Below are 24,024 nucleotides of genomic sequence, written 5' to 3'. Positions count from 1 at the left end.
GCCTTCAGGTGGTGGCATCGGAGGATCGTCTTAGTTCAAGGCTGTGAACATCAGCCTTAAGAATGACAACCGGTCAGTCCGATGATGCGTCCCGCCACGCGTTCGTCAGCACCCGCAACGCGTCCGGATGATCGGCGATCTCCGCAGCACGGGACAAATCGGACTCCGCCATCCCCAGTTCGCGCAACGAGGTCGCCGCGCCGAACCGTTCTGCCGTGTCGTGGATCTGTTTGGCGAGGTCAGCAGGTGCCGTGTGGGAGAGAAGCGCCGTGTGCGTGGCGGCATGCGGCAATCCGAACGTACCGCCCAAAACGTGCGCGAGCTTGTGGTGAAGTCCCATCGGGACGGACGCGAGACACGTGCCCGCGAGCCACGCCGAGGACAACAGCTGGGTTCGCGCGTCCACGGTGGAGGGGTTTCCGCTCAACGCGTGCAAAATGCCGTCGATCGCTCTCGTCGCGATGGCGTCGATCAGCGGGTTCTCATTGCCTCGGGCCGTGACGGCGTGCGCGAGTGCGTTCAGCGCGCTCGTCACCGTCACGTCGAGCGGCAGATCCAGGGTCAGGTCGACGTCGTAGATCACCGTGTCCGGCTGGATCGACGCGTCCCGTCGTGTCTTCTTCAGCCCCGACGCCGTCTCTCCGAGCACCGGTGTGACCTCGGACCCCGCGTAGGTCGTCGGAATGATGATCTGAGGCACGCCGGCGCGCACCGAGAGCGCCTTCGACAGTCCTGTGCTCGACCCGCCGCCGACCGACACCACGCAGTCCGCGCCGTGTTCGCGTAACAACGCGAGCGCGCGCTCCGTGACCTCGACCGGCGTGTGCATCGCCGCGCCGGTGAACCGAGCCGTGAACAGCGGCCCGAGTTCGGCGGCCACCTTGTCCCCGCCGTGCCGGGCGATCAGCAGGACCTGGGTCGCGCCCAGTCGCTCGGCCTCGGCGCGCACGGTGGCGGCGGTGCCCCGGCCGAAGACGACGCGAGTGCGCGCGGGTTCGAAGGTGAAGCTCACGGAGGTCGAATATTCGCCACCGGGCGTAGTGGGCGCAACCGCGGAGGATCAAGCCTTTCGGCTCTGACGGGTGATCTCGTCACTCCATAGCGTGAAACTTTATGAAGCGTGTTCGTGTTGTAGTGGCGTTAGCAGGGGCCCTGACCCTGACGCCAATCCCTGCCACAGCGGCGACACCGGCGTTCACCCTGTCCGACGGCGTGTCCGCACCGATCCACTCGATGGCCGACGCGGTCCGCGAGACCGTCTACGTCGACTCGGGTCTCGACCTCGACGGCGACGGCACCCGAGACCGGGTGACCGCCGACATCATCAGGCCGTCCACGACCGGGCGCGTGCCCGTGATCATGGACGCCAGCCCCTACTACCAGAGTGCGGGCCGCGGGAACGAGAGCGAGGTCAAGACCTACGACTCCGCCGGTGTGCCGGTGAAGTTCCCGCTCTTCTACGACAACTACTTCGTGCCGCGCGGCTACGCCGTCGTGCTGGTCGACTTCATGGGCACGAACCGGTCGCGCGGCTGCGTCGACGTCGGCGGGCAGTCGGAGATCACCTCCGGCACCGCCGTGATCGACTGGCTGAACGGCCGGCGTACCGGCTACACCACCCTGACCGGCACCGCGACGAAGACCGCCTCGTGGTCGACCGGCGCCGTCGGCATGATCGGCAAGTCGTGGGACGGCTCGATCGCGAACGGCGTGGCGTCGACCGGGATCGACGGGCTGAAGACCATCGTGCCGATCGCGGCCATCAGTTCCTGGTACGACTGGTTCCGCTCGGACGGCGTGTCCTTCAACGGCTACGCCACGCCGACCAGCCTGGGTTCGAACTTCGAGAACTCCAACGCGCGTTCGCGGTGTGGTGCCGTGCGCACACAGATGACCAACGGTGCTCCGTCCAACGGTGACTACACGGCGATGTGGCAGGCACGGGACTTCGTGCGCAACGCCTCGCGAGTGAAGGCGTCGGTGTTCGCGATTCACGGGCTGAACGACCTGAACGTGAAGACGCTGCAGTACGGCCAGTTCTGGGACGCGCTGCCCGCATCGGTGCCGAAGAAGCTCTGGTTCTCGCAGACCGCGCACGTCGACCCGTTCGACTTCCGGCGCGGTGAGTGGGTCGCGACGCTGCACCGGTGGTTCGACCGCTGGCTGCTGAACGTGCCGAACGGGATCGAGAACGAACCGCAGGTGTCCTCGGAGCGTGCGCCGAACCAGTGGGCGGACGACCAGACGTGGCCTCCTCCGGGCACCGTCGGCACCGTGCTGCGTCCTTCTTCTTCGGGCCTCGGCACGGCAGCGGGCACCGGCACCGCGGCGTTCACCGACAACGGCAGTGGCACGCCATCGAACTGGCTCTCCGGTTCCAACACCGGCAGGGCGATCTACTCGACCGCGCCACTGGCCTCTGACCTGCGCGTGGCCGGCACGTCGTCGATCACCGTGGGGGTGTCGTCGTCGACGCCGACCGCCCATCTGACGGCGTACCTCGTCGACTACGGCCCGGCTGTGGTGCGAACCGGCGAAGGAATCCGGACCTTGACCACGGAGTCGTGCTGGGGCGAAAGCCGTACGGGTGATGACGCCTGTTACCGCAACACGGAAGCAACGACGGGCAACGTCGACGCGCAGATCATCGCGCGTGGGTGGGCGGACTTGGCGAACTACGCCTCGCTCTCCGCTCCGCGCACGATCACGCCGGGAACTAAGTACCGGATGACGTTCCGACTGTCCACAACGGACTGGGTGGTCCCGGCGGGACACCGGCTCGGCCTGCTGATCGGCGGCACCGACACGAGCGCGACCCTGCGCCCGAGCCAGCTGCCGAGGCTGACCGTCGACCTGGCGGACACGTCGGTGCGGATCCCGTTGCGGGGCGCGGTGCCGTCGGCCTCCGCGGTTCCACTGATCGCCAACAGCGTTTCCGCAGGTACGAAGAGCGAGTTGGGCTAGCGACCCGGACTGTCGGTGCTGCTCGCTAGCATCGGCGCCATGGGTTCAACCGATTACGGAGACGCGCTGCAGGTCCTGCGGCGCGTCTTCGGGTATCCCGAGTTCCGCGGCGACCAGGCCGACATCGTCGAGCACGTGATCGCGGGTGGCGACGCGCTCGTGCTGATGCCGACCGGTGGCGGCAAGTCGCTGTGCTACCAGGTGCCCGCCCTCGTCCGGCAGGGCACCGGCGTGGTGATCTCCCCGCTCATCGCGCTGATGCAGGACCAGGTGGACGCACTGCGCGCGTTGGGCGTGCGTGCGGGCTTCCTGAACTCCTCGCTGTCGTGGGACGAGCGCCGGATGGTCGAGGCCGAGTTCGTCAACGGCGAGCTCGACCTGCTCTACCTGGCGCCGGAGCGGCTGACGTCCGAGGCCACCCTGCGCCTGCTCGACCAGGGCGAGATCTCGCTGTTCGCGATCGACGAGGCGCACTGCGTCTCCCAGTGGGGCCACGACTTCCGCCCCGACTACCTCATGCTGGCGCACCTGCACGAGCGCTGGCCGAAGGTGCCGCGCATCGCGCTCACGGCCACCGCCACGGACGCCACGCGCAAGGAGATCCTGACGCGGCTCGAACTGGGCGAGGGCCGCCAGTTCGTGTCGAGCTTCGACCGCCCGAACATCCAGTACCGCATCGTCGCGAAGAAGGAACCCCGCAAGCAGCTCCTCGACCTGCTGCGCGGCGAGCACCAGGGCGACGCCGGCATCGTCTACTGCCTGTCCCGCGCCTCGGTGGAGAAGATCGCGGAGTTCCTGGTGGCCAACGGCATCCAGGCCCTCCCGTACCACGCGGGGCTGGACGCGTCGGTCCGTCAGCGCAACCAGGCCCGGTTCCTGCGGGAGGATGGGCTGGTCATGGTCGCCACCATCGCGTTCGGCATGGGCATCGACAAGCCGGACGTCCGCTTCGTGGCCCACCTCGACCTGCCGAAGTCGGTCGAGGGCTACTACCAGGAGACGGGCCGGGCGGGCCGCGACGGTCTCCCGTCCACCGCCTGGCTCGCGTACGGCCTGCAGGACGTGGTGCAGCAGCGCAAGATGATCGAGTCGTCGGAAGGCGACCTGGCGTTCCGCCGCCGCTCGCAGGCCCACCTCGACGCGATGCTCGCCCTGTGCGAGACCATCACGTGCCGGCGCACCATGCTCCTCGACTACTTCGGGCAGACCGGCGTCCCCTGCAACAACTGCGACACCTGCCTGACGCCGCCGGAGTCGTGGGACGGCACGGTCGCCGCGCAGAAGGTCCTCTCCACGGTCTGGCGCCTGCGCAACGAGCGCGGTCAGAAGTTCGGCGCCGGCCAGACCATCGACATCCTGCTGGGCCGCAAGACCGCCAAGGTCATCCAGTTCGACCACGACCGCCTCAGCACCTTCGGCCTCGGCGAGGACCTGAACGAGAGCGAGTGGCGCGGCGTCGTCCGTCAGCTCCTCGCTCAGGGCCTGCTCGCCGTCGAAGGCGAGTACTCGACCCTGGTCCTCACCCCGGCGAGCACCGAGGTCCTGAGCCGCAAACGCGACGTCCTGATGCGCAAGGACCCGACCCCGGCCCGCTCCACCACCCGCGTGGCCTCCCCGAGCGCCGCCAAGGCGAAGGTCGACCTCCCCGCCGAGGCCGGCCCGCTGTTCGAAGCCCTGCGCGAGTGGCGCGCCCAGCAGGCCCGCGAACAGAGCGTCCCGGCCTACGTGATCTTCCACGACGCCACCCTGAAAGCCATCGCGGCTTCCCGCCCCGGCTCGCTCACCGACCTGGGTGCCGTGAGCGGCGTGGGGCAGGCGAAGCTCACGAAGTACGGCGAACAGATCCTGGAAGTGGTGGCCGCCGGCGGCCCCGCCCCTGCTGCCGAGCAGGCGGCCCCGGCTCCCAAACCGAAGCCGAAGCCGAACACGACGAGCACCGGCGGCGCGGCGTGGGGCTCGAGCGCGGACGCCGACGAGTGGCCGGAACCGGAGGAGCCGGACGAGCCGATGGACTGGTAGCGGCCCGACCGCAGGCGTGGTCAGGCCACCTTTTCGATTTGGGCGCGCTTGATGACGTTCTTCCCCGACTCGCCGACCAGGTCGAAAGCCGCGCTGTTCAACATCACACAGCTCGATCCGACCCCGACGATTCGCACGGTCGTCTGCCGTCCGTTGTCGAGATTGGTCACCCGGACCGACGTTCCGACCGGCAGCTGCGACGAAAACGCTCCAGGTGTGCCACCGACGGCAGACAACCCGACCGTCGCGCCGTCGCAGACGACCTGACCGACCACTCCGGAGGCCCGGACCCGGGAGGTCGAAGACCGTGTGGGCGTCGGCGCGGGCGCATTCCCCACGATCTCCACGCGTACGCGCCGGAGAACGCTTTCCTCTGCGGTCTGCCCCGAATCGGCGGATCGGAGCGAGTCAAAGGCGGCGGTGTTCACCAATGCGCATCCGGTCGACACCCCGACCACCGAAACGGTGATCGCGCGTCCGTTGGCGAGATTGGTGACCCGCACTGCCGTTCCGACCGGGAACTGGTCCGACAGCACACCGGCGGGCCCGCCGGACTTCACCGCGCTCAACGGCTTTCCCGCGCAGACCTCCTTGCCCGCCGGCCCCGACTGCGACGAAGGGGCACCGGAACCGGCAAGGGCGAAGGCGGTACCCCCGATGGCCGCGGCGACCGAGAACGCCCCAGTAGCCGCGATCCAGCCCTTCGACCAGCGCATGTGCAACACCCGACCCTTCTTCCAGGCCGTACGGCCCGCAGATCGGGAAGGTTCAACGGCGCGTGGCTCGAACCAGCGCTGTTGGGTCACATGACGCCAAGTGATCGCGCAGGGCGACGTGCACGAACCGGTACTCGCCGTCGACGCGGGTGAGCAGCAACCGGTCCTGCGCGACGTGCAGCAAAGCCTTGCGGCGGAACGACAACTCGCCGAGCGACAACGGGCGCGTGACGCCCTCCGCGGCGAGTTCGGCGAGCGCGTCGAACGGCCAGACGTAGTCGCGGGCTGCGGTCGGCGTCACCAGCAAGCCCAGTGCGATGCCCAGCGCGGGTCCCCATGATCCCATCGCTCCGAGCCCGCCCAGCGCACCGATCAGTCCGAGCACCGGTACGGCCGGCTGAACCCACCACGGCCGTCCGATCCTCATGCGTTCCTGTTGCACCGGACGCACCGTGCGCCACACGCGTCCCACGGCCGCCGCGTACACACCGCCTGCCACACCTGCGGAAAAGCCGATCCCCATGCCCGCCAGCACCGGGTAGGGCCCGGTCCAGATCATCAAGACTCCGGGCGCGGCGGCGATCAGCACGGACCACGGCACGGGCGCTTTGCCTGGCACGAAGCCCAACGCCAAGAAGAATGACGTCACCACCACGAACACATACGCCACGAAGTACGGCCACGGCGTGCCAATGCCACCGAGCCACAAACCGGCGAGTCCGACCAACAAGCCGGCGAACACACCGGCGATAAAACCGAGTGCGGCGGTCAGAACGCCGTGCGCGCGTCCAGGCGGATGGAAGACGTGCGGCAGTTTGTTCACCAGCACGAGCAGAGAAGAGGCTGCGACAACAAAGACCAATGCAGGCAACAACCCGAGCTGCACACCCGTCAAAAACGCCACGGCACACACACCACCGGCATATGCGGCAGGCACCGCGCGCACGAACAGCAACCACAATGGACGCGTTGGCAGCAGTGGAATCCACGCACGGCGGTGAGGCATGTGCACGGGCGCGCCGAGGTCTGGCCGGCCCAACCGTGCGAGGAACTTCAACGCGCGAATGGTCGGGCCCGCGGCACGTTGATTGGAAAGCCGCTCCACCACGAACGACCCCACGAAGTCGGTGCCGATCGTGTCGACCTGCTTGTCCAAGTGCGTGAGCGCCACCAGGTTCAGCGCGAGCGGGGAGTCGAGCCGTTCCCAGATCGCCGGCGTCAGCGCCGCTTCCAGGCTGTCGAGCCGAGGGCTGACCGAAGCGATGTAGGCGAGCACCTGACCGCGTGACAACGGCTCGACGTACACCGACGGCAGGTTCTCGATCGGAGCCGTCGAGCACACGACCGAAGCGAACGGCGCGAGCTCGGACTCACAGTGCGCGCGGTCGACGAGCGGCACCTCGTCCAGGCCGTCGATGAGCACGGCAACCCGCTCGCGGCGCAGCCAGATCGTGCCGGCCGAGCGGCTGATGCCGTAACGGCGGTTCATCTCCCGCAGCAGCCACGCGGTGAACTCGGTTGGCTTGCGCGTGCCGTACGCACGCCACGTGGCCAAGTCCACGACGACAGGAATCGGTGCCTCGGGGTCGTTTCGCGCGCGCTCGACCAACACCAGGCAAAGCTCGCGCAGCAAAGTCGAACGCCCGCTGCCGACCGGTCCGACCAGAACCATGGTGTGGCCGAGCCGGTCGTAGACGGCTTCCAGGTCCGAAGAAGCGATTTCCTCGCCCTCGACCCGAACGGAGAGCTGCGGCTGCCGCAGCACGCCGAGTTTGATCTGGGTCTGTGCGGCCAGGGAGGAAGCGAGCAAGGCCCTCACTCGCGTCTCGACCCGTCCCAGGGCGGCGGTGCGGCTGCTCGTCTCGTGACCGCGCACACGTTCCCAGATGGCAAGACCGATCGCGACCAGCACCATCGCGCCGACCGCCGGCCACAGCCACTGACCAAACCGGCCCAGGAACTCCGGAGTGGCCCCGCCGGTGCTCACGCTGATGGCCGCCGGGAGCAGTAAAACGACGGTGACCAGGCACAACGCGGCCAACGCGGTCAGCCGTGCCGCTCTCGTCACCCCGCTCGGATCCACCTTCACCTCCGCGATCCCGGCGAACGACGGTAACTGTGCCGCCGGGATCGCGGAAGTGACTCAGACGCGCTGCCAGAGCGATGCCGCGTTCGGTGGTTCCCAAGTCGTGATCGAGGTGTGGGCCTGCAGGCACTGATAGTCCAATCCGGCGTAACTCACACGCGAACCAGCCGCATAAGCAGTCCCAGGCGCCCACGCTGGGTATGTCCCACCGCCGGGAGGTTCCGTCGATGTGATGGTTGGTTGTGATCCACACGCTCCGAAGACTTCGAACTCCCAGAACGAGAATCCGTACACCGTTCCGCGGTTCATGCCGTTGAACCTCACATATCGCGCGTTGCCGGAGATCCCGATGTCCTCCACGCCACCTGCACCGGTGAACGTCGTGTGCGCGTCCCGCCACGAACTTCCGTTGTCGGACAGCTGAATCGAGTACGCACGCCCGTACGCGGCCTCCCAGTTGATGCGCACCCGCGAGAGAGCGCGCGAGGACCCGAGATCGACCTGCCACCAGTGCGGTTCGCTGTGCGCTGACGACCAGCGCGTCGACGTCGAACCGTCGACCGCGAACGCCGCTGCCTGGTTCCCGCTCTCCACGCTGGACGCCGACGTCGGCCGGTTCCGCGACAGCAGCGGCCCGCACGTCGGCGGGGGAGTGGTGGTGGTCGTGGGTCCGCCGCCGGAGCCGCGTGTCCACACGCCCACGTAGTCCACGACCATCGGAACACCGGGCACGATGCCCGGCCCCGGCGTGCGCGTGCCGGAGTAGTTGTCGGGGAACTCGCCGCCGATCGCGACGTTCAGGATGATGAAGTACCCGGCGTGCCCGGTCATCTGGTTCCAGGTGTCCGCGGGCAGCTGGTTCTGGTTGACCTGGTGGAACAACTCGCCGTCGACGTACCACCGCAGCTGCTGCGGCGACACCGAGGCGTCCCACTCGAACCGGTAGGCGTGGAAGCCGCCCTGGCACGACGCACCGGGGCACGGACGGCTGTTCGCGATGCCGTTCTTCTCGTTGCACGGCCCGCCGGGCGAGACGCCGCAGTGCAACACCCCCCACACGCGGTTGACGCCGTTGACGTTCTCCATGATGTCGAACTCGCCGACACCGGGCCAGTTCCACCAGTTCCCGCGATACGGCGAGCCCAGTGCCCAGAACGCCGGCCAGTACCCCAGAGCCGCGGCACCGGAGACGTTCGGCATCTGGATCCGCGCCTCCATCCGCAGCACGCCACCGGAGGGCGCCTTGAAGTTCTGCGCGTTCGTCTCGATGCGAGCGGACGTCCAGTTGCCCGCGCCGTCCCGGCGCGGCGTGATGCGCAGGTTCCCGCCTCCGTCGAGCGAGACGTTCGCCGGATTGCCGGTGTGCGCGGCGATCTCGCCGGTACCCCAGTTCGCCGGCCCGCCCGGATAGCCGTGACCGAGCGAGAAACGCCAGTTTCCGGTGTTGGGCAACGAGTTCGCTGGTCCGGTGAAGTCGTCGCCGAACACCTGCGTCCACCCGGCAGGGGGAGGTGGAAGCGCGGCGTTGGTGTCGTGAGCGACAGCGACCAGTGCGCTCACCGAGAGCACACTGGCCGCTGCCAAGGCGATGGATGTTCGTTGTCGAGTGAGCCTCATTGCCAACCCTCCGAACGAGCGCGTGAGAGCGCTCCCACGGAAGATGGTGGCAGGCCTGTCAACGGTGAGGGGACATCACCTTCGCCGGTACCGGTTCCGTGCGATCACTGCCGGTCGCCGAAATTCCGGAGGCCTTCCTTGAGCTTGTCCTCACCCTTGTCGATGTGCTCGCTGTGCTTGCCGCCGGTCTTCTCGTCGGCGAACTGCCCGGCGCGCTCGACGCCGTCGTCGACCTTGTCGCCGTGCTGGCCGATCAGGTCCTTGGCCTTGTTCTTCAGGTCATCGAAGCCCATGACTGCATCACCTCCCTATGGAGTTCGGGTACCCCGCCTCGGATCCGGTACACGTCACTGGATGGAGTGAAGCGCGGCCACTGGACTCACGCGTGCCGCGCGGCGGGCAGGCAGCAGCCCCGCACCTGCTGTGAGTGCGGCCAGGACGAGCACCACCACGGCGACGGCGACCACGGGCACCTGCAACGGCCACTCGACGCCGAGCGAGATGATCGCGAGCCACGCGTAGGGAATCCCGATGACGAGCCCGACCACCGCGCCGACGACTCCGTACAGGCCGGCCTCGGTCGTGACCAGGCGACCGAGTTCGCCGCGGGTCAACCCGATCGCGCGCAACAGCCCGGACTCACGAGTCCGTTCGAGCACCGAAGACGCCGTGGTCGAGCCTACTCCCACCACGGAGATCAACATGGTGAGGAACAGCAGTCCGACCGCGATCACCACCAATGTGGTGAACCAGTTCTCCTGAGCGAGACGGCGGTCGGCGAGCGACTCGAACTCGAACCCCGCCGGCACGCTTTCCTCTGCACCGTTGGCGAGCACCCCGGCCGGTTCACCGTCCACATCAGACGTGTGCAGCACCGCGGTGCCGAGCGGAACACCGCCGAACACGGTCGCCGCCACCGTCATCCGCACGCCGTTGACGTCGGCCTGCGATCCGGCCGCCAGCCCCAGCCTGCTCGCGGTGTAGGTGGAAAGGACGATCCTGCGCGGCCCCATGTCGCGGAGGGCGCCGGTGTCGACCTGGAAGTCCGAGAGGTCGCGGAGGCTGGTCAGGTCGAGATCGGTGGCCTGCATGGTGAGCTGCCCGTTCACCGTGATCTCGGTGCGCCGGTACGGGAGCAAGCCGGTGAGTCCGGCCGCTCGCAACGCCGCGACGTCGACCGGTCCGGTGATCTCCAGATCCGCCGGGTAGGCGCTCGCCATCTCGGCCTTCCCGAGCCCCTGCAACGTGTTCGCGCCCGTCAGCGTCGCGATGATCAGGCTGACGCCCAGCGCCACCACCGCCATGACCGAAGCGGCTCGGCGAGGCGCACCACCGACCCCGCTCACCGCCAACGTCCCGATGGTGCTGCGCCGCAACGGAATGCTGATGATCCGCAACACCGGCGAGATCAACGCGGGCCCGAGCGTGATCAGCGCGCCGAACGAGACCGTCGACCTGCCGTTCAAGAACCGCGCGATGCTCGCCAACGCCCTCGGCAAGATCACCCTGACGGTCAAGCCGCAGAACGGTCAAGCTACCTGCAAGTTGCGCGTGGAGAAGGAAAAGGAGATCACGAACGCGGGCAGACCCGCGACGTGCTCCTACGAGATCACCGAGGACACCGACAATTGAGTGATCCGTTAAACCTTGCCGGTCACCGTCGATTCCACTAGGAAACGCGCATGAGGCGATTCGCAGCTGGCCTGGCAGTGGCGGCACTGGCCGTTGGACTCATCACCACCGGAACGGCGTCCGCACAACCATCTGTGCAACCTGACGCACGGCCTGACTGCGGTTACACCGTGACGCCGGACGAACCTCCCGCTCGCCCGGTGTCCGTTCCCCACGACCCGTGGTTCACCAAGGGCAAGGTCCTGGTCAAGGTCAAGACGAACCAGGGCGACATCCCGCTGGTCCTCGACCGCGCCAAGGCGCCGTGCACCGCGCACAGCTTCATCCACCTGGCACACCGCGGCTTCTACAACCAGACCGAGTGCCACCGCCTCACCGCGTACCCGACGCTGAAGGTGCTGCAGTGCGGCGATCCGTCCAACACCGGTGAGGGCGGCCCCGGCTACAAGTACAAGGACGAGCTGCCGACGGACCTGAAGCCCGCGCCGAACGACCCGACGGGCCTGCGCCGCATCTACCCGCGCGGCACGCTCGCGATGGCCAACGCCGGCCCGGACACGAACGGCTCGCAGTTCTTCCTCGTGCAGTCGGACTCGATCCTGCGCCCGAACTACACCGTGTTCGGCCAGATCCTGCCCGAGGGCCTGAAGACCCTCGACAAGATCGCCGCGGGCGGCATCGCGGGGGAGAACCCGCTGGACGGCCGTCCGAACATCAAGTCCGAGCTCAAGTGGGTGTTCCCGCTCGGGCTCTAGTGCTGAGCCCATCCCAGCAGCGCTCCGTAGAACGCATCCGACAGCCGCCGGACCACCTGCTCCTCAGGTAGTCCGGCGGTTTTCGTCAGATCGATGATCTCCCGCGGGTCGAACAACGCGTTGTGCAGGAACCGCGCCACGGGAAGCAACGTGTCCGGCAGCGCCAGTTCGATCAACACTCCGCGCAACGCCCGGTCCCAGGCGTCGCACGACAGCGACGTCAGCACGTCGGCGGAATGCAGGCGTTCCAAGAACCCGTGTTGCGACCAGAACCGCACTATCACCGGACCGTGCACGCTCTGCATCTTCACCCAGTGCGCTGCCTGGTGTTCGAACAACTCCTTACCGGTCTTGCGGGATCGATCGCCGTGCTCGACCAACGACGCGATGACGTCCTCGTGGTAGGCCGCCACAAGTGCCTCCACGGAAGGAAAGTGGCGGTACGCCGTTGCTTGCGAAAGCGCCGCCCTGCGCGCGATGGACTGCATCGTCGCCGTTGCTGGTTCAGTCCGCAGGACGTGCGTGGCGGCATCCAGCAATCGTTTGCGGTTGCGGCGCGCGTCGCTGCGGCTGCTCGTCTCCTCCGGCAGAGCGTCCTCCCACCCGCGAACCCCGTTGCGAGTTGCAGGATAGGGGGAACGATCAACGGAATGAGGCGATTCCGGTCAACGCGTGGCCGATGGATAGCAGGTGGATGTCGGAGGTGCCTTCATAGGTCAGCACGGACTCCAGGTTGTTCGCGTGGCGCAACGGCGAGTACTCCAACGAGATGCCGTTGGCGCCGAGGATCGTCCGGCTCTCCCGGGCGATCGCGATGGCCGACTCGACGTTGTTGTACTTGCCGACGCTGATCTGCTCGGGCTTCAACGTGCCGGCCTCCTTCAGCTTCGCCAGGTGCAACGCCAGCAGCATCGCGTTGCTGACCTGGACCGACATGCTCGCCAGCTTCCGTTGCGTCAGCTGGAAAGCGGCGATCGGCTTGTCGAACTGGATGCGCGTGCCCGAGTAGTTCAGCGCGGCCTGCAACGAATCCCGCGCGGCGCCGACAGTGCCGAACACGATCCCGAAGCGGGCCTCGTTGAGACACGAAAGCGGAGCGCGCAAGGAAGTCGCAAGCGGTAGCCGCGCGCTTTCCGGAAGCCGCACGTCCTCCAGGATCAACTCGGAGGTGACGGACGCTCGCATCGACAGCTTGTTCTTGATGTCCTGCGTCGAGAATCCCGGTGTGCCGCGGGGAACGAGGAATCCTCGAACTCCCTCCTCCGTCTGCGCCCACACCGTGGCGACGTCCGCCAGGCCGCCGTTGGTGATCCACATCTTGGTGCCGTTGAGCACCCAGTCCGAGCCGTCCCGCACGGCGCGCGTACGCATGCCGGACGGGTTGGAACCGAAGTCCGGTTCGGTGAGCCCGAAACACCCGATCGCCTCACCGGCGGCCAGGCGCGGCAGCCACTCCTGCTTCTGCTCCTCCGAACCGTACTTCCAGATCGAGTACATCGACAGCGAACCCTGCACGGACACGAAGCTGCGGATCCCGCTGTCCACGGCCTCCAGCTCCAGGCAGGCGAGCCCGTACGCCAGCGCCGACGTGCCCGCGCACCCGTAGCCCTCGAGGTGCATGCCCAGCACGCCGAGCTTGCCGAGCTCCTGTGCCAGTTCGCGCGGCAGGACGCCCTGCTCGAACCACGAGCCGATGTGCGGCCGGACGTGATCGGACAGGAACGCCGCGACGGTGGCCTGGATGTCGCGCTCCTCGTCGCTCAGCAACGACGGGATGTCCAGCAACTGCAACGGGTCCTGCACTGGCTCCGGCACTTCACTGCTCCAGCTTCGGCGGGCGCAGCCGGTAGGTGACCGGCGTGCGCGACAGGCGGATGGGGTTCGCGACGAGCGTCATGTCGCCGATCGTCGCGGTGGGGTTGAGGTCCAGCGACTCGGCCAGCGCGAACGCGTGCGCGACGTCGTTCACCGGACCGCACGGAACACCAAGTGGCGTCAGCGTTTCGAACCAGTGCTGCGCCGGGCGGGCCCGCAGCCGCGCCGAGAGGAGCTCGAACAGCTCGTCGACGTGCTCGACCCGGTCGGAGTTCGTCACGAACCGCGGATCCGTGGCGAGCTCGGGCACGTCCAGCACCGAGCACAGCCTGCGGAACTGCCGGTCGTTGCCGACCGCGAGCACGATCGGCTGGTCGATCGTCGGGAACACCTCGTACGGCGCGATCGACGGATGCCGGTTGCCCATCGGCTTCGGCACCGCGCCGGCCAGGGTGAAGCCCGCGCTCTGGTTCACCATGCTGGACAGCAGCACGGTCAGCAGGTCCAGCTCGACCAGCTGGCCCTGCCCGGTCGCCTCCCGGTGCCGCAGCGCCGCCAGGATGCCCACACAGGCGTGCAACCCCGTGAGGACGTCGACCAGCGCCACACCGGTCTTCACCGGCTCGTGCGGACCGGGCCCGGTCACGCTCATCAACCCGCCCACGGCCTGCACGAGCAGGTCGTAGCCGGGCAGCTCCGCGCCCTTGCCCGAACCGAACCCCGAGATCGAGCAGTAGACGAGGTCGTCACGCCCCAACGACTCGTAGTCCAGCCCGAACTTCTTCATGGTGCCCGGCTTGAAGTTCTCGACCACGACGTCCGCACGCGCGATGAGCTCGCGCGCCTGTTCCCGGCCTGCCCGGGTCGACAGGTCGATCTGCACGGACGTCTTGTTCCTGTTGACGGACAGGAAGTACGTCGCCTCGTCTTCGTAGTGCGGCGGACCCCACGTGCGGGTCTCGTCGCCACGGCCCGGTTGCTCGACCTTGATCACTTCGGCACCGAGGTCGCCGAGCATCATCGTCGCGTACGGCGCCGCCAGCACCCGGCTGAAGTCCGCGATCACCACGCCTTCGAGCGAGCTCATGCGACCCGCCCCCGCAGCTTCATCGCGGTCAGCACCCGGTCCTGCGCCAGCTCGCGGGCAGCCACGTGCGTCGTGGTGCCCCGGTTTCTGGCCTCGGCGATGACGTTCGCCGCGTTCGCCCTCAGCTTCGAGGACACGGCGTCCAGCACCGTCGCCGGGTTCACCGGGAACGGCGAGTACCGCGCGTCCATCCCGAACGCCGCCGCGACCACGCCACCGGCGTTCGCGATGAAGTCCGGCACGACCGTGATCCCGCGGCGCGCGAGAACCTCCTGCGCCGCAACGGAAGTCGGCAGGTTCGCGCCCTCGACCACCAGAGTGGTGTCGAGCTCGCCCGCGAGATCCGCGTCGATCACGTCCTGCAGCGCCGCCGGCACCAGCACGTCGCACGGCACGCGAAGCTCGGCACCGAGCTCGCGCACGTCGCCGTACTCCTCGACCGCGAGGTCACCGAATTCTCCTCGCAGCTTCAGCAGTCGTGCGACATCCAGCCCGCCGGGGTCCACCAACGCACCGTGCACCGAAGACACGGCGACGACGACAGCGCCGAGTTCGGCGAACCGCTTCGCCGCCGCGGCACCGACCGCGCCGAAACCCTGAACGGCCACGCGTTTGCCTTGCAGGGCCATCAGTTCGTCCGCCACCTCGGCCACGCCGAACCCGGTGACGCCCAGCTCGTCGTACGGAAGACCGCCGAGTTGAGCCGGTGCGCCCATCATAGCGCCGCGGTCCGACAGTTCGTCCTGGACGATCGCGGCGTCCCGTTCGGTGAGGCCCATGTCGAGCCCGAGCACGTACTCGCGCGGCACCTCGTTGGAGAGCTTGCGCGCGAACGCCCGCAGCGCCGCTTCCTTGTCGGGAGAAGAAGGATCGAACACGATCCCCGCCTTGGCGCCGCCGAAGAACAGGTCGACCCCGGCCCACTTCCACGTCATCACGCGCGCGAGGCGGGCGATCTCCGCGACGGTCACGTGCGGGCTCATCCGCGTGCCGCCCTTGCCCATGCCGCGCGCGGTGTTGTCGATGACGAGCACGCCCTTCATGCCGGTGCGCCGGTCGGACACGCAGACGACCTTCTCGGGTCCCCATTCGTCCATGAGCTGGAGAACGTCCATCAGCTTTCCCTCACACGCAGTTGAGTTCCGGCCGCGCCTGGTCGGCGGCGAACCGGGAGGCGTCCAGACTGGACACGTCGACGAACGGCTCGCGGCCGAGCACGAGGTCGCGCACGACCTCCCCGACCGCGGGACCCTGCAGGAAACCGTGCCCGGAGAAGCCGGTGGCGTAGAAGAACCGGCCGGCCGAACCGATCAGCGCGTTGTGGTCGGGCGTCACCTCGTACAGCCCCGCCCATCCGTTGCGCACGCCCACGTTCAGCAGCTTCGGTGCGCGTCTGCCGATCGCCTCGGTGAGCCGCGGCAGCCAGGCGTCGGACATGTCCAGTTTGAAGCCGGGGGTCTCGTCCGGGTCGGACATGCCGAACAGCAGCCCGCGGCCCTCGCGGTGGAAGTAGAAGGTGCTGCCGAAGTCGATGGTGAAGGGCGTCACCCGATCGTGTAGTTCGGGCATGGGCTCGGTGAACATGATCTGCCGCCGCAACGGAGAAACCGGCAGGTCAACGCCCACCATCTCGCCGATCTCACGCGACCACGCGCCGGCCGCGCAGACCAGATTCCCGGTCGAAACCTCGCCGCGGTCGGTCTGGACGCGAAAAGTGTCGGACCCCGTCCCTACGATCGATCTCACGGTGGTTCTGGTGTGGAAACGGACACCGAATCGGCGGGCCGCGGCGGCGTAACCGAGGACGACGGACTCCGGAGTGCAGTGTCCGTCGTCCGGCGAGAAGGTCGCCGCGAGCAGGCCGTCCGTTTCGATCAACGGCGACATCCGTCGTGCTTCCTCGACAGTCAGCATGCGACTGCGCACTCCGAGGGAGTTCTGGAGGTCGACGTTGCGCTCGAACGCCGTGACGTGTTCCCGAGACGAAAGGAGGAACAGATAACCGACCTGGTGCAGATCGATCTCCTGCCCGGGCCGCTGCGGAAAGCGCTGGAACGCTTCGAGTGATCGGGCGCCGAGCCTGATGTTCAGCTCGTCGGAGAACTGGGCGCGCACTCCACCCGCTGCTTTGCAGGTGGAGCCGGAACCCAGCTCATCCCTCTCCACGACCACGACATCCCGGACGCCTGCCTCGGCGAGGTGGAAGGCAACGGATGTGCCCATCACCCCGCCGCCGATGACGACGACCTCGGCCTGACCAGGCAGCTCAGCCGAGCCGGTAGTCAAGGTTCGCCTCGATCTCGAGCGTGTCCATCTGCGCCTTCTGCAGCTTCCCGGAGTAGTCCCAGTTCATGGACTGCCAGCGGGTGAACTGGTCGAGCACCCACACGCCCGACTGCCGGGAGCCGTTGCCGCTCTTGCCGTTCCCGCCGAACGGCAGGTGCGCCTCGGCCCCGGACGTCGAGTTGTTGACGCTGACCATGCCGGCGGAGATGCCGGCCCGGAACCGGAAGGCCTTGTTCGGGTCGGTGGTGTAGATCGAGCACGACAGGCCGTAGCCCGGCTTGTTGCCGAGCTCGATCGCCTCGTCCAGGTCCGAGTACTTCATGACGCCGACGATCGGGCCGAACGTCTCCTGCAGGAACAGCTCGTCGTCGGCACGCACGCCGGAAACGATTGCGGGGTGGTAGAAGAAGCCGTTCTCACCAGTGAAGCCGTTGCGGGAACTGGCAGCCGTGATGCGGCCGGTCGGGCCGTGCACCGTGTGGTGCTCGCCGACCCAGCCGAGGTACTTCTCGTACGCCAGTGCGAACTTCTCGTCCAGCAACGGTCCATAGAGGACATCGCCGGTCGGGTCGCCCACGGTGGCACCGGCGACGGCCTCGACGAACCGGGACAGGAACTCGTCGTACACCGACTCGTGCACGATCGCCGTGCCGAGCGAGGTGCAGCGCTGACCCGCGGAGCCGAAGCCGGCGAACAGCGCGCCCTGCACGGCCAGGTCCAGGTCGGCGTCCTCGGTGACGACCATCGGGTTCTTGCCGCCGAGCTCCAGGCACGGCGTCTGGAGGTGGCGTCCGCACAGTTCGCCGATCCGCACACCGACCTCGCTGGACCCGGTGAACCCGACCTTGTCGACGAGGCCTTCCCGCAGCGACTGCTCCAGGCCGTTGAACGTCTCCGACCCCTCGGCGAAGACGATCTCGAACACGCCGGCCGGGATGCCGGAAGCCTGGAACACGTCGTAGAAGGCCTGGGCCGACGCGGCGGAGTACTCGGCGGGTTTCCACACGACCGAGTTGCCGCACAGCAGTGCCGGGATGATGTACCAGGACGGCACGGCGACCGGGAAGTTGCCGGCGGTGATGATGGCCGCGACGCCGACGGGGTTGCGGAACGTGAAGAGCTGCTTGTCGGGCATCTCCGACGGGACGGTCTGCCCGTAGAGGCGCCTGCCCTCGCCGACGAAGAAGTTGCAGGTGTCCACGATCTCCTGCACCTCACCGCGGGCCTCCGCGATCGGCTTGCCGATCTCGCGCGTCACCAGCTGGGCGAGCGGCTCGAAGTTCGCCTCGACGAGCCGGCCGATGTTGCCGATGACCTGGCCGCGCACGGGCGCGGGCACGCGAGCCCACGCGCGCTGTGCCGCCTTCGCCCGCTGTGCCGAGTCGACGAAGGTGCGGCTGGTCCCGAGCTCGACCTCGGTGACCACGTCGGAGGTGTTCGACGGGTTCGTGGAGACATAGGGCATGCATCCACCCTGGTAGTTGCGCGGTGGTTGCGCCAGGGGCCGCAGAATGAAACCTCGCGACGTCGAGCATAAGCTGACCTGGTGCTCAACCCGGTCCATCTCCGCACGCTCGTCGAGGTCGTGAGGACGGGCTCGTTCGCCGAGGCGGCCCGCCGCCTCGGCTACACGTCGTCGGCCGTCTCGCAGCAGATCTCGGCGTTCGAACGCGCCGTCGGTGTGACGCTGTTCGAACGTGAGGCGCACTCGATCAGACCGGCCAGCGCCGCGCTGCTGATCGCCGACCGCGGTGGCGAGTTGCTCGCCGCGTTCGACGGCTTCGAGCACGAGGTCAAGGCGATGGTGCAGGGGCTGCGGGGGCGCCTGCGGATCGGCACGTTCCCCACCGCGAGCTCGCGGATCGTGCCCAAGGCGCTGGCGAAGCTGTCGGCGGACCTGCCCGATGCCGAGATCCGCCTGGACGAGGCCGAGCCGGACGACGTGCTGCCACTGGTGCTGACCGGCGAGCTCGACCTCGCGCTGGTCTACGCCTACGACCTCGTGCCGCGGACGTGGCCGGAAGAACTGACCGTGTTGCCCTTGCTCGACGAATCCCTCCTGGTCATGGTGCCGGCCGAACACCCGGCCGCGAAAAACAACGTCAAACTCGAAGATCTCAAAGACGAACGCTGGATCGCGTCACGTGACGGCACCTCCGGGGCCACCTGTCTCACGCGCTTGTGCGCCGCTTCGGGTTTCGCGCCGAAAATTGCTTTTCGAAGCAACGACTACGAGGTCGTGCAGTCACTCGTGGCGGCAGGCGTCGGTGTCGCTCTGGTGCCCGCGCTCGGTTACAAGGGGCTACCCGGCACGCACGCGATGCCGTTGCGCAGCAAGCCGTTGCGCAGGCACGTGCACGTCGTCCACCGCACCGCGAATACCAACCCGTTGTTGCGCGACGCGGTAAACGCTCTCCAGGAAGTTTGCCAAAACGCTGTGGGCGGCTACATATCTCGGCCATGATGGAGAAATGGGGGAACTCAGCAGCGACGGGGCGCTGGCTGGGATCGGGGACTGGGGTTCACCGGATCAGCACGCGCACATCAGACATTTGATCGACAGCACCGCGCCGGGTGTCGAGGAAATGATCCTCGGAGCTCTCGGCGAGGCGGACGCGGCGCGCCCGCTGCTGTGCCGGGTGCTCGCGGAACGCGATCCTGACCGCGACCCGGAACACGTGCTCCGGCATTTCTACGCCGAGACCGACGGCCCGGTCCGCAGGTGGCTCGGCCAGGAGGTCTACCGCAGTCCGTGGATGTGGCTCTACGGCATCACCAGGCTGCGCAAGGCGAACCCGGTCGCCCGCGTCACGCCGGACGCGACGCACTGGCTGGCCACCCGCCGCCAGATCGCGGTGATCGCGCTCGGCGACACCGCCGACCCGGCCGCTCTGCCGCCGGTCGTCGGCAGGCTGCGCGACGCGAAGTGGTGGGTCCGGTCCCAGGCGGCGGCGGCCGTCCGCCGGCTGGCGAAGTCGGGCGTGCAGGTCGGCGACACCAGCGAGGCGTTGCTCGGGTGTCTGCACCACGACCGTCAGGAGGTGATCGAACAGGCTGCTGCCGCCCTGGCGCTCCCGGCCTTGCGTGAACGCCTCCTGTGGTCACGTGCGACGTTGATGCCACTGGCCGGCGCCGTCGTCGACAACGCGCTCGACGGGGTGGTCGTGCCCCTCGCGCCCCTGTGGCCGGGCGAGGTCTGAGAACGTCCGGCCTATTCGCTGGTCTGCCCGTCCGCGAGCTCGCGGAGCAGATCCAGGTGTCCCACGTGCCGCGCGGTTTCCTGTGCCACGTGGGCCAGGATCCACCGCACGGTGAACTTCTCGTCCGCCGCGCTGTCGTCGGGACCGCGCTGCTTCAGCGCCTCGGCGTTGGCCCATTCCTCGCGGTACGCCCGGATCAACGACTCAGGCGTGTCCTCGTCCGCGAGGTCCCACGACGGGTCCGGATCGCCTTCCCACAACGACGGCAGCTCCAGCCCCGCACCCGCGATGCACAGCCAATACCGTTCCACCGCGACGAGGTGCTTGAGCACGCCCAGCGCGGTCAGTTTCGGCGACGTGGCGATGGGGGACGCCGCGGCCTGGTCGCGGGTGAGCCCGTCGACCTTCAGCACGGCGGTCTCGCGCAGGAAGTCCAGGAACTCCCAGGCGAGCACGCCTTCGTCCGTGGCGAGGTTCGCGGGCCAGGTTCGAGTCACCGCGCGAGTCTGGCAGCCTCAGTAGTAACGACGCAGCTGCGGCCAGATTTCGTCCCACGACTGCGGTGGCGCCGTGCACGCCCAGATCTCCGTGCCGTCCTCTTCGTTCTCGATGACGTTGCGGTGCTGTGCGACGCTTTTGCACTCCGTGAACGGTGTCGCGTTGAAGCCGACGAGCAACACGTTCTTGTTCACCGTCTCGGGCGGTCCCCAGTCGTAGAACGACATGTGGCCGGAATAGACCTGGATCGGCGTGAAGGTCTCGATCGCGCCCGCCTGGCCGTAGTTGCGGGCGATCACGACCGGGCGGTCGTTCGCCCAGTACGCCTTCTCGACGGTGTTGGCGAACTCGTTCCAGCCGACCTGCTCGCCGGGTTCCTGGTTCAGGGCGAGGATCGGCCCGATCGCCTCCTTCGGCAGCACCGGCAACGACACGACCACCGCGGGCACCACGCTCGCGACCACCAGCACGGCGCCGATCACCTTGCGGCGCAACAACCATTCCTGGGCCTGCCGTGCGCCCGCGGCCAGCAGCACGAGCAACAACGACACCGCGTAGTACGGCTTGCCGCCGGTGATCAACGTGAGCGCGCACAGCACCGGGTAGGCCAACGCGATGGAGCGCAACGTCTTGTCGCGCCACAGGTTCCGGAACCCGATCACCCACACCGGCACCAGCAACGGCGACAGCAGCAGGAACTGCATCGGCACGAACATGACGCGGTTCTCCAGGCCGTCGTCCTCGCTGATGCCCCGCGCGACCGTGAGCAAGGGGAAGTCGTGCAACGCCTGCCACGCCACCACCGGCGCCGCGATCACCATGCCCACCGCGATGCCCGCGGGCAGCCACCACGTGCGGAACACGTCACGCGGCCCGGTGATCAGCAGCGAGATCGCCAGCGCCGCGACCAACAGCAGCAGCAACCACTTGTTCGCGAGCCCGACGCCGATGGTCGCGCCGATCGCGAGCCACCACCGCCCGTTCCCCGACTTGAGCAGCCTGATCGTGAAGTACCCGACCAACGTCCAGATCAACAGGTCCAGCGTCGCCGTCGACAGCATGTGGTCCACCGCGAGCACGTACGACCCCGTGGCCGACGCGGCCGCGGCGAACACCGCGCCACCACCGAGTTCCTTGGCGATGAGCGCGACCACGACGGTCGTCGCGAGCGCCATCAAGGTCGCCACGACGCGCAGTCCCGTGGGCGTCCTGCCGAACAGCTCGGTCGAGATGTCGGCGAGGATCGGCGTGATCGGCGGCTGGTCGACGTACCCCCACGCGGGCCGGTCGCCGGCCACCATGAAGTAGAGCTCGTCCCGGTGGAACCCGTACCGGCCCGACAACGCGGTCAGCACCACCGCCTGCGCAGCGAGCACCATCCCCAGCCCACGCCTCATGGGCGGACGGTACCCAGCGAGCGGATGATCAGGAGGCGTTTTTCCGGTACCAGCGCGGCGAAGTGTTGATCGGCGGCTTGAGCCCGGCGTTGACCACGATCATGGCGGGCCCCGTCGCGCCGGCCAGCGCGTCCCGGAGTCCGTCGAAGCCCTCGAGCGTGACCGCCGGAATCCCGAAGCTCTCCGCGAGCTTCGCGAAGTCGGGCCTCGTCAGGTCCACCCCGCTGATGGCGTGGTTCGCGATCTGCTGGTCGTACCGCAGCATTCCGTACCCGCCGTCGTCGACGAGCACGATCGTCAGCGGCAGACCCTCCTGCTTGAGCGTCGCGAGATCCCCGCACGCGAACAGGAACCCGCCGTCTCCCACCACCGCGATCGTCCGCCCGGCGACGGCCGCCCCGAGCGCCGCCGGAAACCCGAACCCGAGCGTGCCCCACCCGACCGGGTAGGCCAGCCCGCGCGGCTTGGTGACGTGGTGGAAGCCGCCGATCCAGTACCCCGGGATGCACATGTCGGCGACGATCGTGGCGTCGGTGCCCTCCAGCGCCCGCAGCAGCGTCACGGCCTCCGGTGAATCCGCTTCGGCCAACGCCCGCACTTCAGCGTTGACCGCCTCGACGTCGACCGCGGCGTCCTTGCCCGCAACCCTGGCCGCGAGTGCGGTGGTGACCGCGGCCGCGTCGCCTTCGAGCGTGACGTCCGCGGGGTAGTTCTTGTTCGCCTCGGCCTTGTCGATGTTGACGGCCACGAGGGTGTGCGGCTTCGGCTGCAACCAGTTCTGCGTCATCATCCCGTCGAAGTCGGTGCCGATCGCGATGACCAGATCGGCGTCGTCCCACAACTTCCCCACTGGCGGCGCGTGCACCGGTCCCCGCACGACCTGTGGACTGTCGACCAGCCCTCGCGCGCCGTAGGTGGTGACGACCGGCGCCTGCAACCTGGCTGCCAGCGCCCCTACCGCCGCCCCGGCTCCCGACCGCGCGGCGCCACCACCGACCCAGATCAGCGGCCGTTCGGAGCGGGCGATCAGCGCCTCGGCCTCGGTGAGGTCCGGGACGAGAAAGGTCTGTTCCGCCGTCGACGGCGCGTGGCCCGCAACCTCGGCGGACAAGAAATCCGTTGGGACACCGAGATAAACAGGCCCGTGCGGGCTGCGCACGGCCTGCTGCACCGCCTTGTCGGCGAACACCGCCAGCTCGTCGGCCGCCGGCACGTCGAACGCCGCCTTGGTCACCGGCCCGAACATGGCCTTCTGATCCCGCGTCTCGTGCAGCACGCCCCGGTAGACGCCAGGCTGCCGGAGCGTGGACGGGATGTCCGTGGCGATCACCAGCACCGGACTGCCGGACGCCCACGCCTCACCCGTGGCACCGAGCGTGTTCGCTGCCCCGGGCCCGGTCGTCACGACCGCCACACCGAGCCTGCCGGTCGCCCGCGCGTACCCGTCCGCCGCGTAAACCGCCGTCTGCTCGTGCCGCACCCCGATCATGCGGATGCCGGGGTGCTTGCGCAGCGCCTCCCAGATGGCGAGGTTGTGCACGCCCGGCAGGCCGAACACGACCTCGACCTCGTGCGCGGCCAGCACTTCCAGCAGCCTCTCGGCACCATTGGGCATGAACCCGACGCTAAGGCCTGCTTACTGCCCCGACAACGGGTGTGCAGCAGGTCTGGTGCTGAGCGTCAGCGCACCTCACCGGTGACGGTCTTCCGCGCGAACGTCGTGGCGCGAAGTCTCCATTGACCGATCGCGCCGAGTGCGGAATCGAGGGGAGAACGGAATCCGAGCCGGCGATGCGATGTGCGCGTAAATTCGGCTCGGCGTCGCGCGGATTCACCCTCTGGGGTGAAATGGCTGATCGGGTCGGACGATGGTGGCAGGCCCGTTCAGCTGAGCGTCCGAACCGTCGCCCGCAGAGTGTGCACCCCCGGTTGACCAGGGAGATTCCACCTGG

Annotated in this window: 21 protein-coding genes; 6 read left to right on the top strand and 15 right to left on the bottom strand. The window is 68.2% G+C overall.

The window, feature by feature from the left end; genetic code table 11:
• Positions 1–73: 73 nt before the first annotated feature.
• A complete protein-coding gene (locus G7043_RS42305) occupies positions 74–1,012 on the bottom strand; it encodes a maleylacetate reductase (RefSeq protein ID WP_166054394.1) in 939 nt (312 codons plus the stop codon).
• Positions 1,013–1,113: 101 nt separating this feature from the next.
• On the opposite strand from G7043_RS42305, the gene G7043_RS42300 reads away from it, so the two are divergent.
• Together G7043_RS42300 and recQ are read left to right on the top strand one after the other, a co-directional pair.
• Positions 1,114–2,964, top strand: a complete 1,851-nt coding sequence (locus tag G7043_RS42300) for a Xaa-Pro dipeptidyl-peptidase (RefSeq protein ID WP_166054392.1) — start codon at positions 1,114–1,116, stop codon at positions 2,962–2,964.
• A 39-nt stretch (positions 2,965–3,003) separates the two neighbouring features.
• A complete protein-coding gene (gene recQ / locus G7043_RS42295; RefSeq protein ID WP_166054390.1) occupies positions 3,004–4,983 on the top strand; it encodes a DNA helicase RecQ in 1,980 nt (659 codons plus the stop codon).
• 20 nt (positions 4,984–5,003) lie between these two features.
• Here recQ and G7043_RS42290 read toward each other — a convergent pair whose 3' ends face one another.
• The 5 genes from G7043_RS42290 to G7043_RS42270 all read right to left on the bottom strand — a co-directional run bounded on the left by G7043_RS42290 (position 5,004) and on the right by G7043_RS42270 (position 10,706).
• Positions 5,004–5,699 (bottom strand): hypothetical protein, encoded by a 696-nt coding sequence (locus G7043_RS42290; RefSeq protein ID WP_166054388.1) that lies wholly within the window; start codon positions 5,697–5,699, stop codon positions 5,004–5,006.
• 52 nt (positions 5,700–5,751) lie between these two features.
• A complete protein-coding gene (locus tag G7043_RS42285) occupies positions 5,752–7,788 on the bottom strand; it encodes an NACHT domain-containing protein (RefSeq protein WP_207312450.1) in 2,037 nt (678 codons plus the stop codon).
• A 54-nt stretch (positions 7,789–7,842) separates the two neighbouring features.
• Positions 7,843–9,345 (bottom strand): galactose-binding domain-containing protein, encoded by a 1,503-nt coding sequence (locus G7043_RS42280; RefSeq protein ID WP_166054384.1) that lies wholly within the window; start codon positions 9,343–9,345, stop codon positions 7,843–7,845.
• A 161-nt stretch (positions 9,346–9,506) separates the two neighbouring features.
• Complete coding sequence (locus tag G7043_RS42275) at positions 9,507–9,695, bottom strand: antitoxin (RefSeq protein ID WP_166054381.1); 189 nt, start codon at positions 9,693–9,695, stop codon at positions 9,507–9,509.
• Positions 9,696–9,749: 54 nt separating this feature from the next.
• A complete protein-coding gene (locus G7043_RS42270) occupies positions 9,750–10,706 on the bottom strand; it encodes an ABC transporter permease (protein ID WP_166054378.1) in 957 nt (318 codons plus the stop codon).
• On the opposite strand from G7043_RS42270, the gene G7043_RS42265 reads away from it, so the two are divergent.
• Together G7043_RS42265 and G7043_RS42260 are read left to right on the top strand one after the other, a co-directional pair.
• Entirely contained in the window at positions 10,705–11,034 is a 330-nt protein-coding gene (locus G7043_RS42265) for a hypothetical protein (RefSeq protein WP_166054376.1), read from the top strand. The genes G7043_RS42270 and G7043_RS42265 overlap by 2 nt on opposite strands.
• 50 nt (positions 11,035–11,084) lie before the next feature.
• Positions 11,085–11,789: a peptidylprolyl isomerase gene (locus G7043_RS42260; protein ID WP_166054374.1), complete on the top strand. Its 705-nt coding sequence runs from the start codon at positions 11,085–11,087 to the stop codon at positions 11,787–11,789.
• Here the strand turns inward: G7043_RS42260 and G7043_RS42255 are convergent.
• From G7043_RS42255 to G7043_RS42230, 6 genes are all read right to left on the bottom strand, one after another.
• A complete protein-coding gene (locus G7043_RS42255) occupies positions 11,786–12,328 on the bottom strand; it encodes a TetR/AcrR family transcriptional regulator (protein ID WP_166054372.1) in 543 nt (180 codons plus the stop codon). The genes G7043_RS42260 and G7043_RS42255 overlap by 4 nt on opposite strands.
• A 103-nt stretch (positions 12,329–12,431) precedes the next feature.
• Positions 12,432–13,604: an acyl-CoA dehydrogenase family protein gene (locus G7043_RS42250; protein WP_313888354.1), complete on the bottom strand. Its 1,173-nt coding sequence runs from the start codon at positions 13,602–13,604 to the stop codon at positions 12,432–12,434.
• A gap of 1 nt (position 13,605) precedes the next feature.
• On the bottom strand, positions 13,606–14,691 hold the full coding sequence (locus tag G7043_RS42245) for a CaiB/BaiF CoA transferase family protein (protein ID WP_166054370.1): 1,086 nt from the start codon (positions 14,689–14,691) through the stop codon (positions 13,606–13,608).
• Positions 14,688–15,806 (bottom strand): Glu/Leu/Phe/Val family dehydrogenase, encoded by a 1,119-nt coding sequence (locus tag G7043_RS42240; RefSeq protein ID WP_207312449.1) that lies wholly within the window; start codon positions 15,804–15,806, stop codon positions 14,688–14,690. The genes G7043_RS42245 and G7043_RS42240 overlap by 4 nt, the downstream gene beginning before the upstream one ends.
• Before the next feature lie 10 nt (positions 15,807–15,816).
• Entirely contained in the window at positions 15,817–16,914 is a 1,098-nt protein-coding gene (locus G7043_RS42235; protein WP_207312476.1) for an NAD(P)/FAD-dependent oxidoreductase, read from the bottom strand.
• 43 nt (positions 16,915–16,957) lie between these two features.
• Complete coding sequence (locus tag G7043_RS42230; protein WP_166054367.1) at positions 16,958–18,442, bottom strand: aldehyde dehydrogenase family protein; 1,485 nt, start codon at positions 18,440–18,442, stop codon at positions 16,958–16,960.
• 81 nt (positions 18,443–18,523) lie between these two features.
• Between G7043_RS42230 and G7043_RS42225 the strand changes: the two genes are divergently transcribed.
• Together G7043_RS42225 and G7043_RS42220 are read left to right on the top strand one after the other, a co-directional pair.
• On the top strand, positions 18,524–19,441 hold the full coding sequence (locus tag G7043_RS42225; RefSeq protein WP_166054365.1) for a LysR family transcriptional regulator: 918 nt from the start codon (positions 18,524–18,526) through the stop codon (positions 19,439–19,441).
• Positions 19,442–19,448: 7 nt separating this feature from the next.
• Positions 19,449–20,177 carry a HEAT repeat domain-containing protein gene (locus G7043_RS42220; RefSeq protein ID WP_166054363.1) on the top strand — a complete coding sequence of 243 codons (729 nt, stop codon included), beginning with the start codon at positions 19,449–19,451 and terminating at the stop codon, positions 20,175–20,177.
• Between the two features lie 11 nt (positions 20,178–20,188).
• Here G7043_RS42220 and G7043_RS42215 read toward each other — a convergent pair whose 3' ends face one another.
• The 3 genes from G7043_RS42215 to G7043_RS42205 are packed head-to-tail and all read right to left on the bottom strand — an operon-like array spanning position 20,189 to position 23,687.
• A complete protein-coding gene (locus G7043_RS42215) occupies positions 20,189–20,674 on the bottom strand; it encodes a DinB family protein (protein ID WP_166054361.1) in 486 nt (161 codons plus the stop codon).
• A gap of 18 nt (positions 20,675–20,692) precedes the next feature.
• Positions 20,693–22,072 (bottom strand): ArnT family glycosyltransferase, encoded by a 1,380-nt coding sequence (locus tag G7043_RS42210; RefSeq protein WP_166054359.1) that lies wholly within the window; start codon positions 22,070–22,072, stop codon positions 20,693–20,695.
• Between the two features lie 28 nt (positions 22,073–22,100).
• Positions 22,101–23,687: a thiamine pyrophosphate-binding protein gene (locus tag G7043_RS42205; RefSeq protein ID WP_166054357.1), complete on the bottom strand. Its 1,587-nt coding sequence runs from the start codon at positions 23,685–23,687 to the stop codon at positions 22,101–22,103.
• Positions 23,688–24,024 lie beyond the last annotated feature (337 nt).

The organism is Lentzea alba, from assembly GCF_011067745.1.
GTDB lineage: Bacteria > Actinomycetota > Actinomycetes > Mycobacteriales > Pseudonocardiaceae > Lentzea > Lentzea alba.
This window is presented reverse-complemented; position numbering and strand designations above follow the sequence as displayed.

Bases quoted from the DNA above. Each gene is read 5' to 3' on its own strand.
- G7043_RS42300 (WP_166054392.1), top strand. From the start codon at position 1,114: ATGAAGCGTGTTCGTGTTGTAGTGGCGTTAGCAGGGGCCCTGACCCTG.
- recQ (WP_166054390.1), top strand. From the start codon at position 3,004: ATGGGTTCAACCGATTACGGAGACGCGCTGCAGGTCCTGCGGCGCGTC.
- G7043_RS42290 (WP_166054388.1), bottom strand. From the start codon at position 5,699: ATGCGCTGGTCGAAGGGCTGGATCGCGGCTACTGGGGCGTTCTCGGTC.
- G7043_RS42275 (WP_166054381.1), bottom strand. From the start codon at position 9,695: ATGGGCTTCGATGACCTGAAGAACAAGGCCAAGGACCTGATCGGCCAG.
- G7043_RS42265 (WP_166054376.1), top strand. From the start codon at position 10,705: ATGACCGAAGCGGCTCGGCGAGGCGCACCACCGACCCCGCTCACCGCC.
- G7043_RS42270 (WP_166054378.1), bottom strand. From the start codon at position 10,706: ATGGCGGTGGTGGCGCTGGGCGTCAGCCTGATCATCGCGACGCTGACG.
- G7043_RS42260 (WP_166054374.1), top strand. From the start codon at position 11,085: ATGAGGCGATTCGCAGCTGGCCTGGCAGTGGCGGCACTGGCCGTTGGA.
- G7043_RS42245 (WP_166054370.1), bottom strand. From the start codon at position 14,691: ATGAGCTCGCTCGAAGGCGTGGTGATCGCGGACTTCAGCCGGGTGCTG.
- G7043_RS42240 (WP_207312449.1), bottom strand. From the start codon at position 15,806: ATGGACGTTCTCCAGCTCATGGACGAATGGGGACCCGAGAAGGTCGTC.
- G7043_RS42235 (WP_207312476.1), bottom strand. From the start codon at position 16,914: ATGGGCACATCCGTTGCCTTCCACCTCGCCGAGGCAGGCGTCCGGGAT.
- G7043_RS42230 (WP_166054367.1), bottom strand. From the start codon at position 18,442: ATGCCCTATGTCTCCACGAACCCGTCGAACACCTCCGACGTGGTCACC.
- G7043_RS42220 (WP_166054363.1), top strand. From the start codon at position 19,449: ATGGGGGAACTCAGCAGCGACGGGGCGCTGGCTGGGATCGGGGACTGG.
- G7043_RS42210 (WP_166054359.1), bottom strand. From the start codon at position 22,072: ATGAGGCGTGGGCTGGGGATGGTGCTCGCTGCGCAGGCGGTGGTGCTG.
- G7043_RS42205 (WP_166054357.1), bottom strand. From the start codon at position 23,687: ATGCCCAATGGTGCCGAGAGGCTGCTGGAAGTGCTGGCCGCGCACGAG.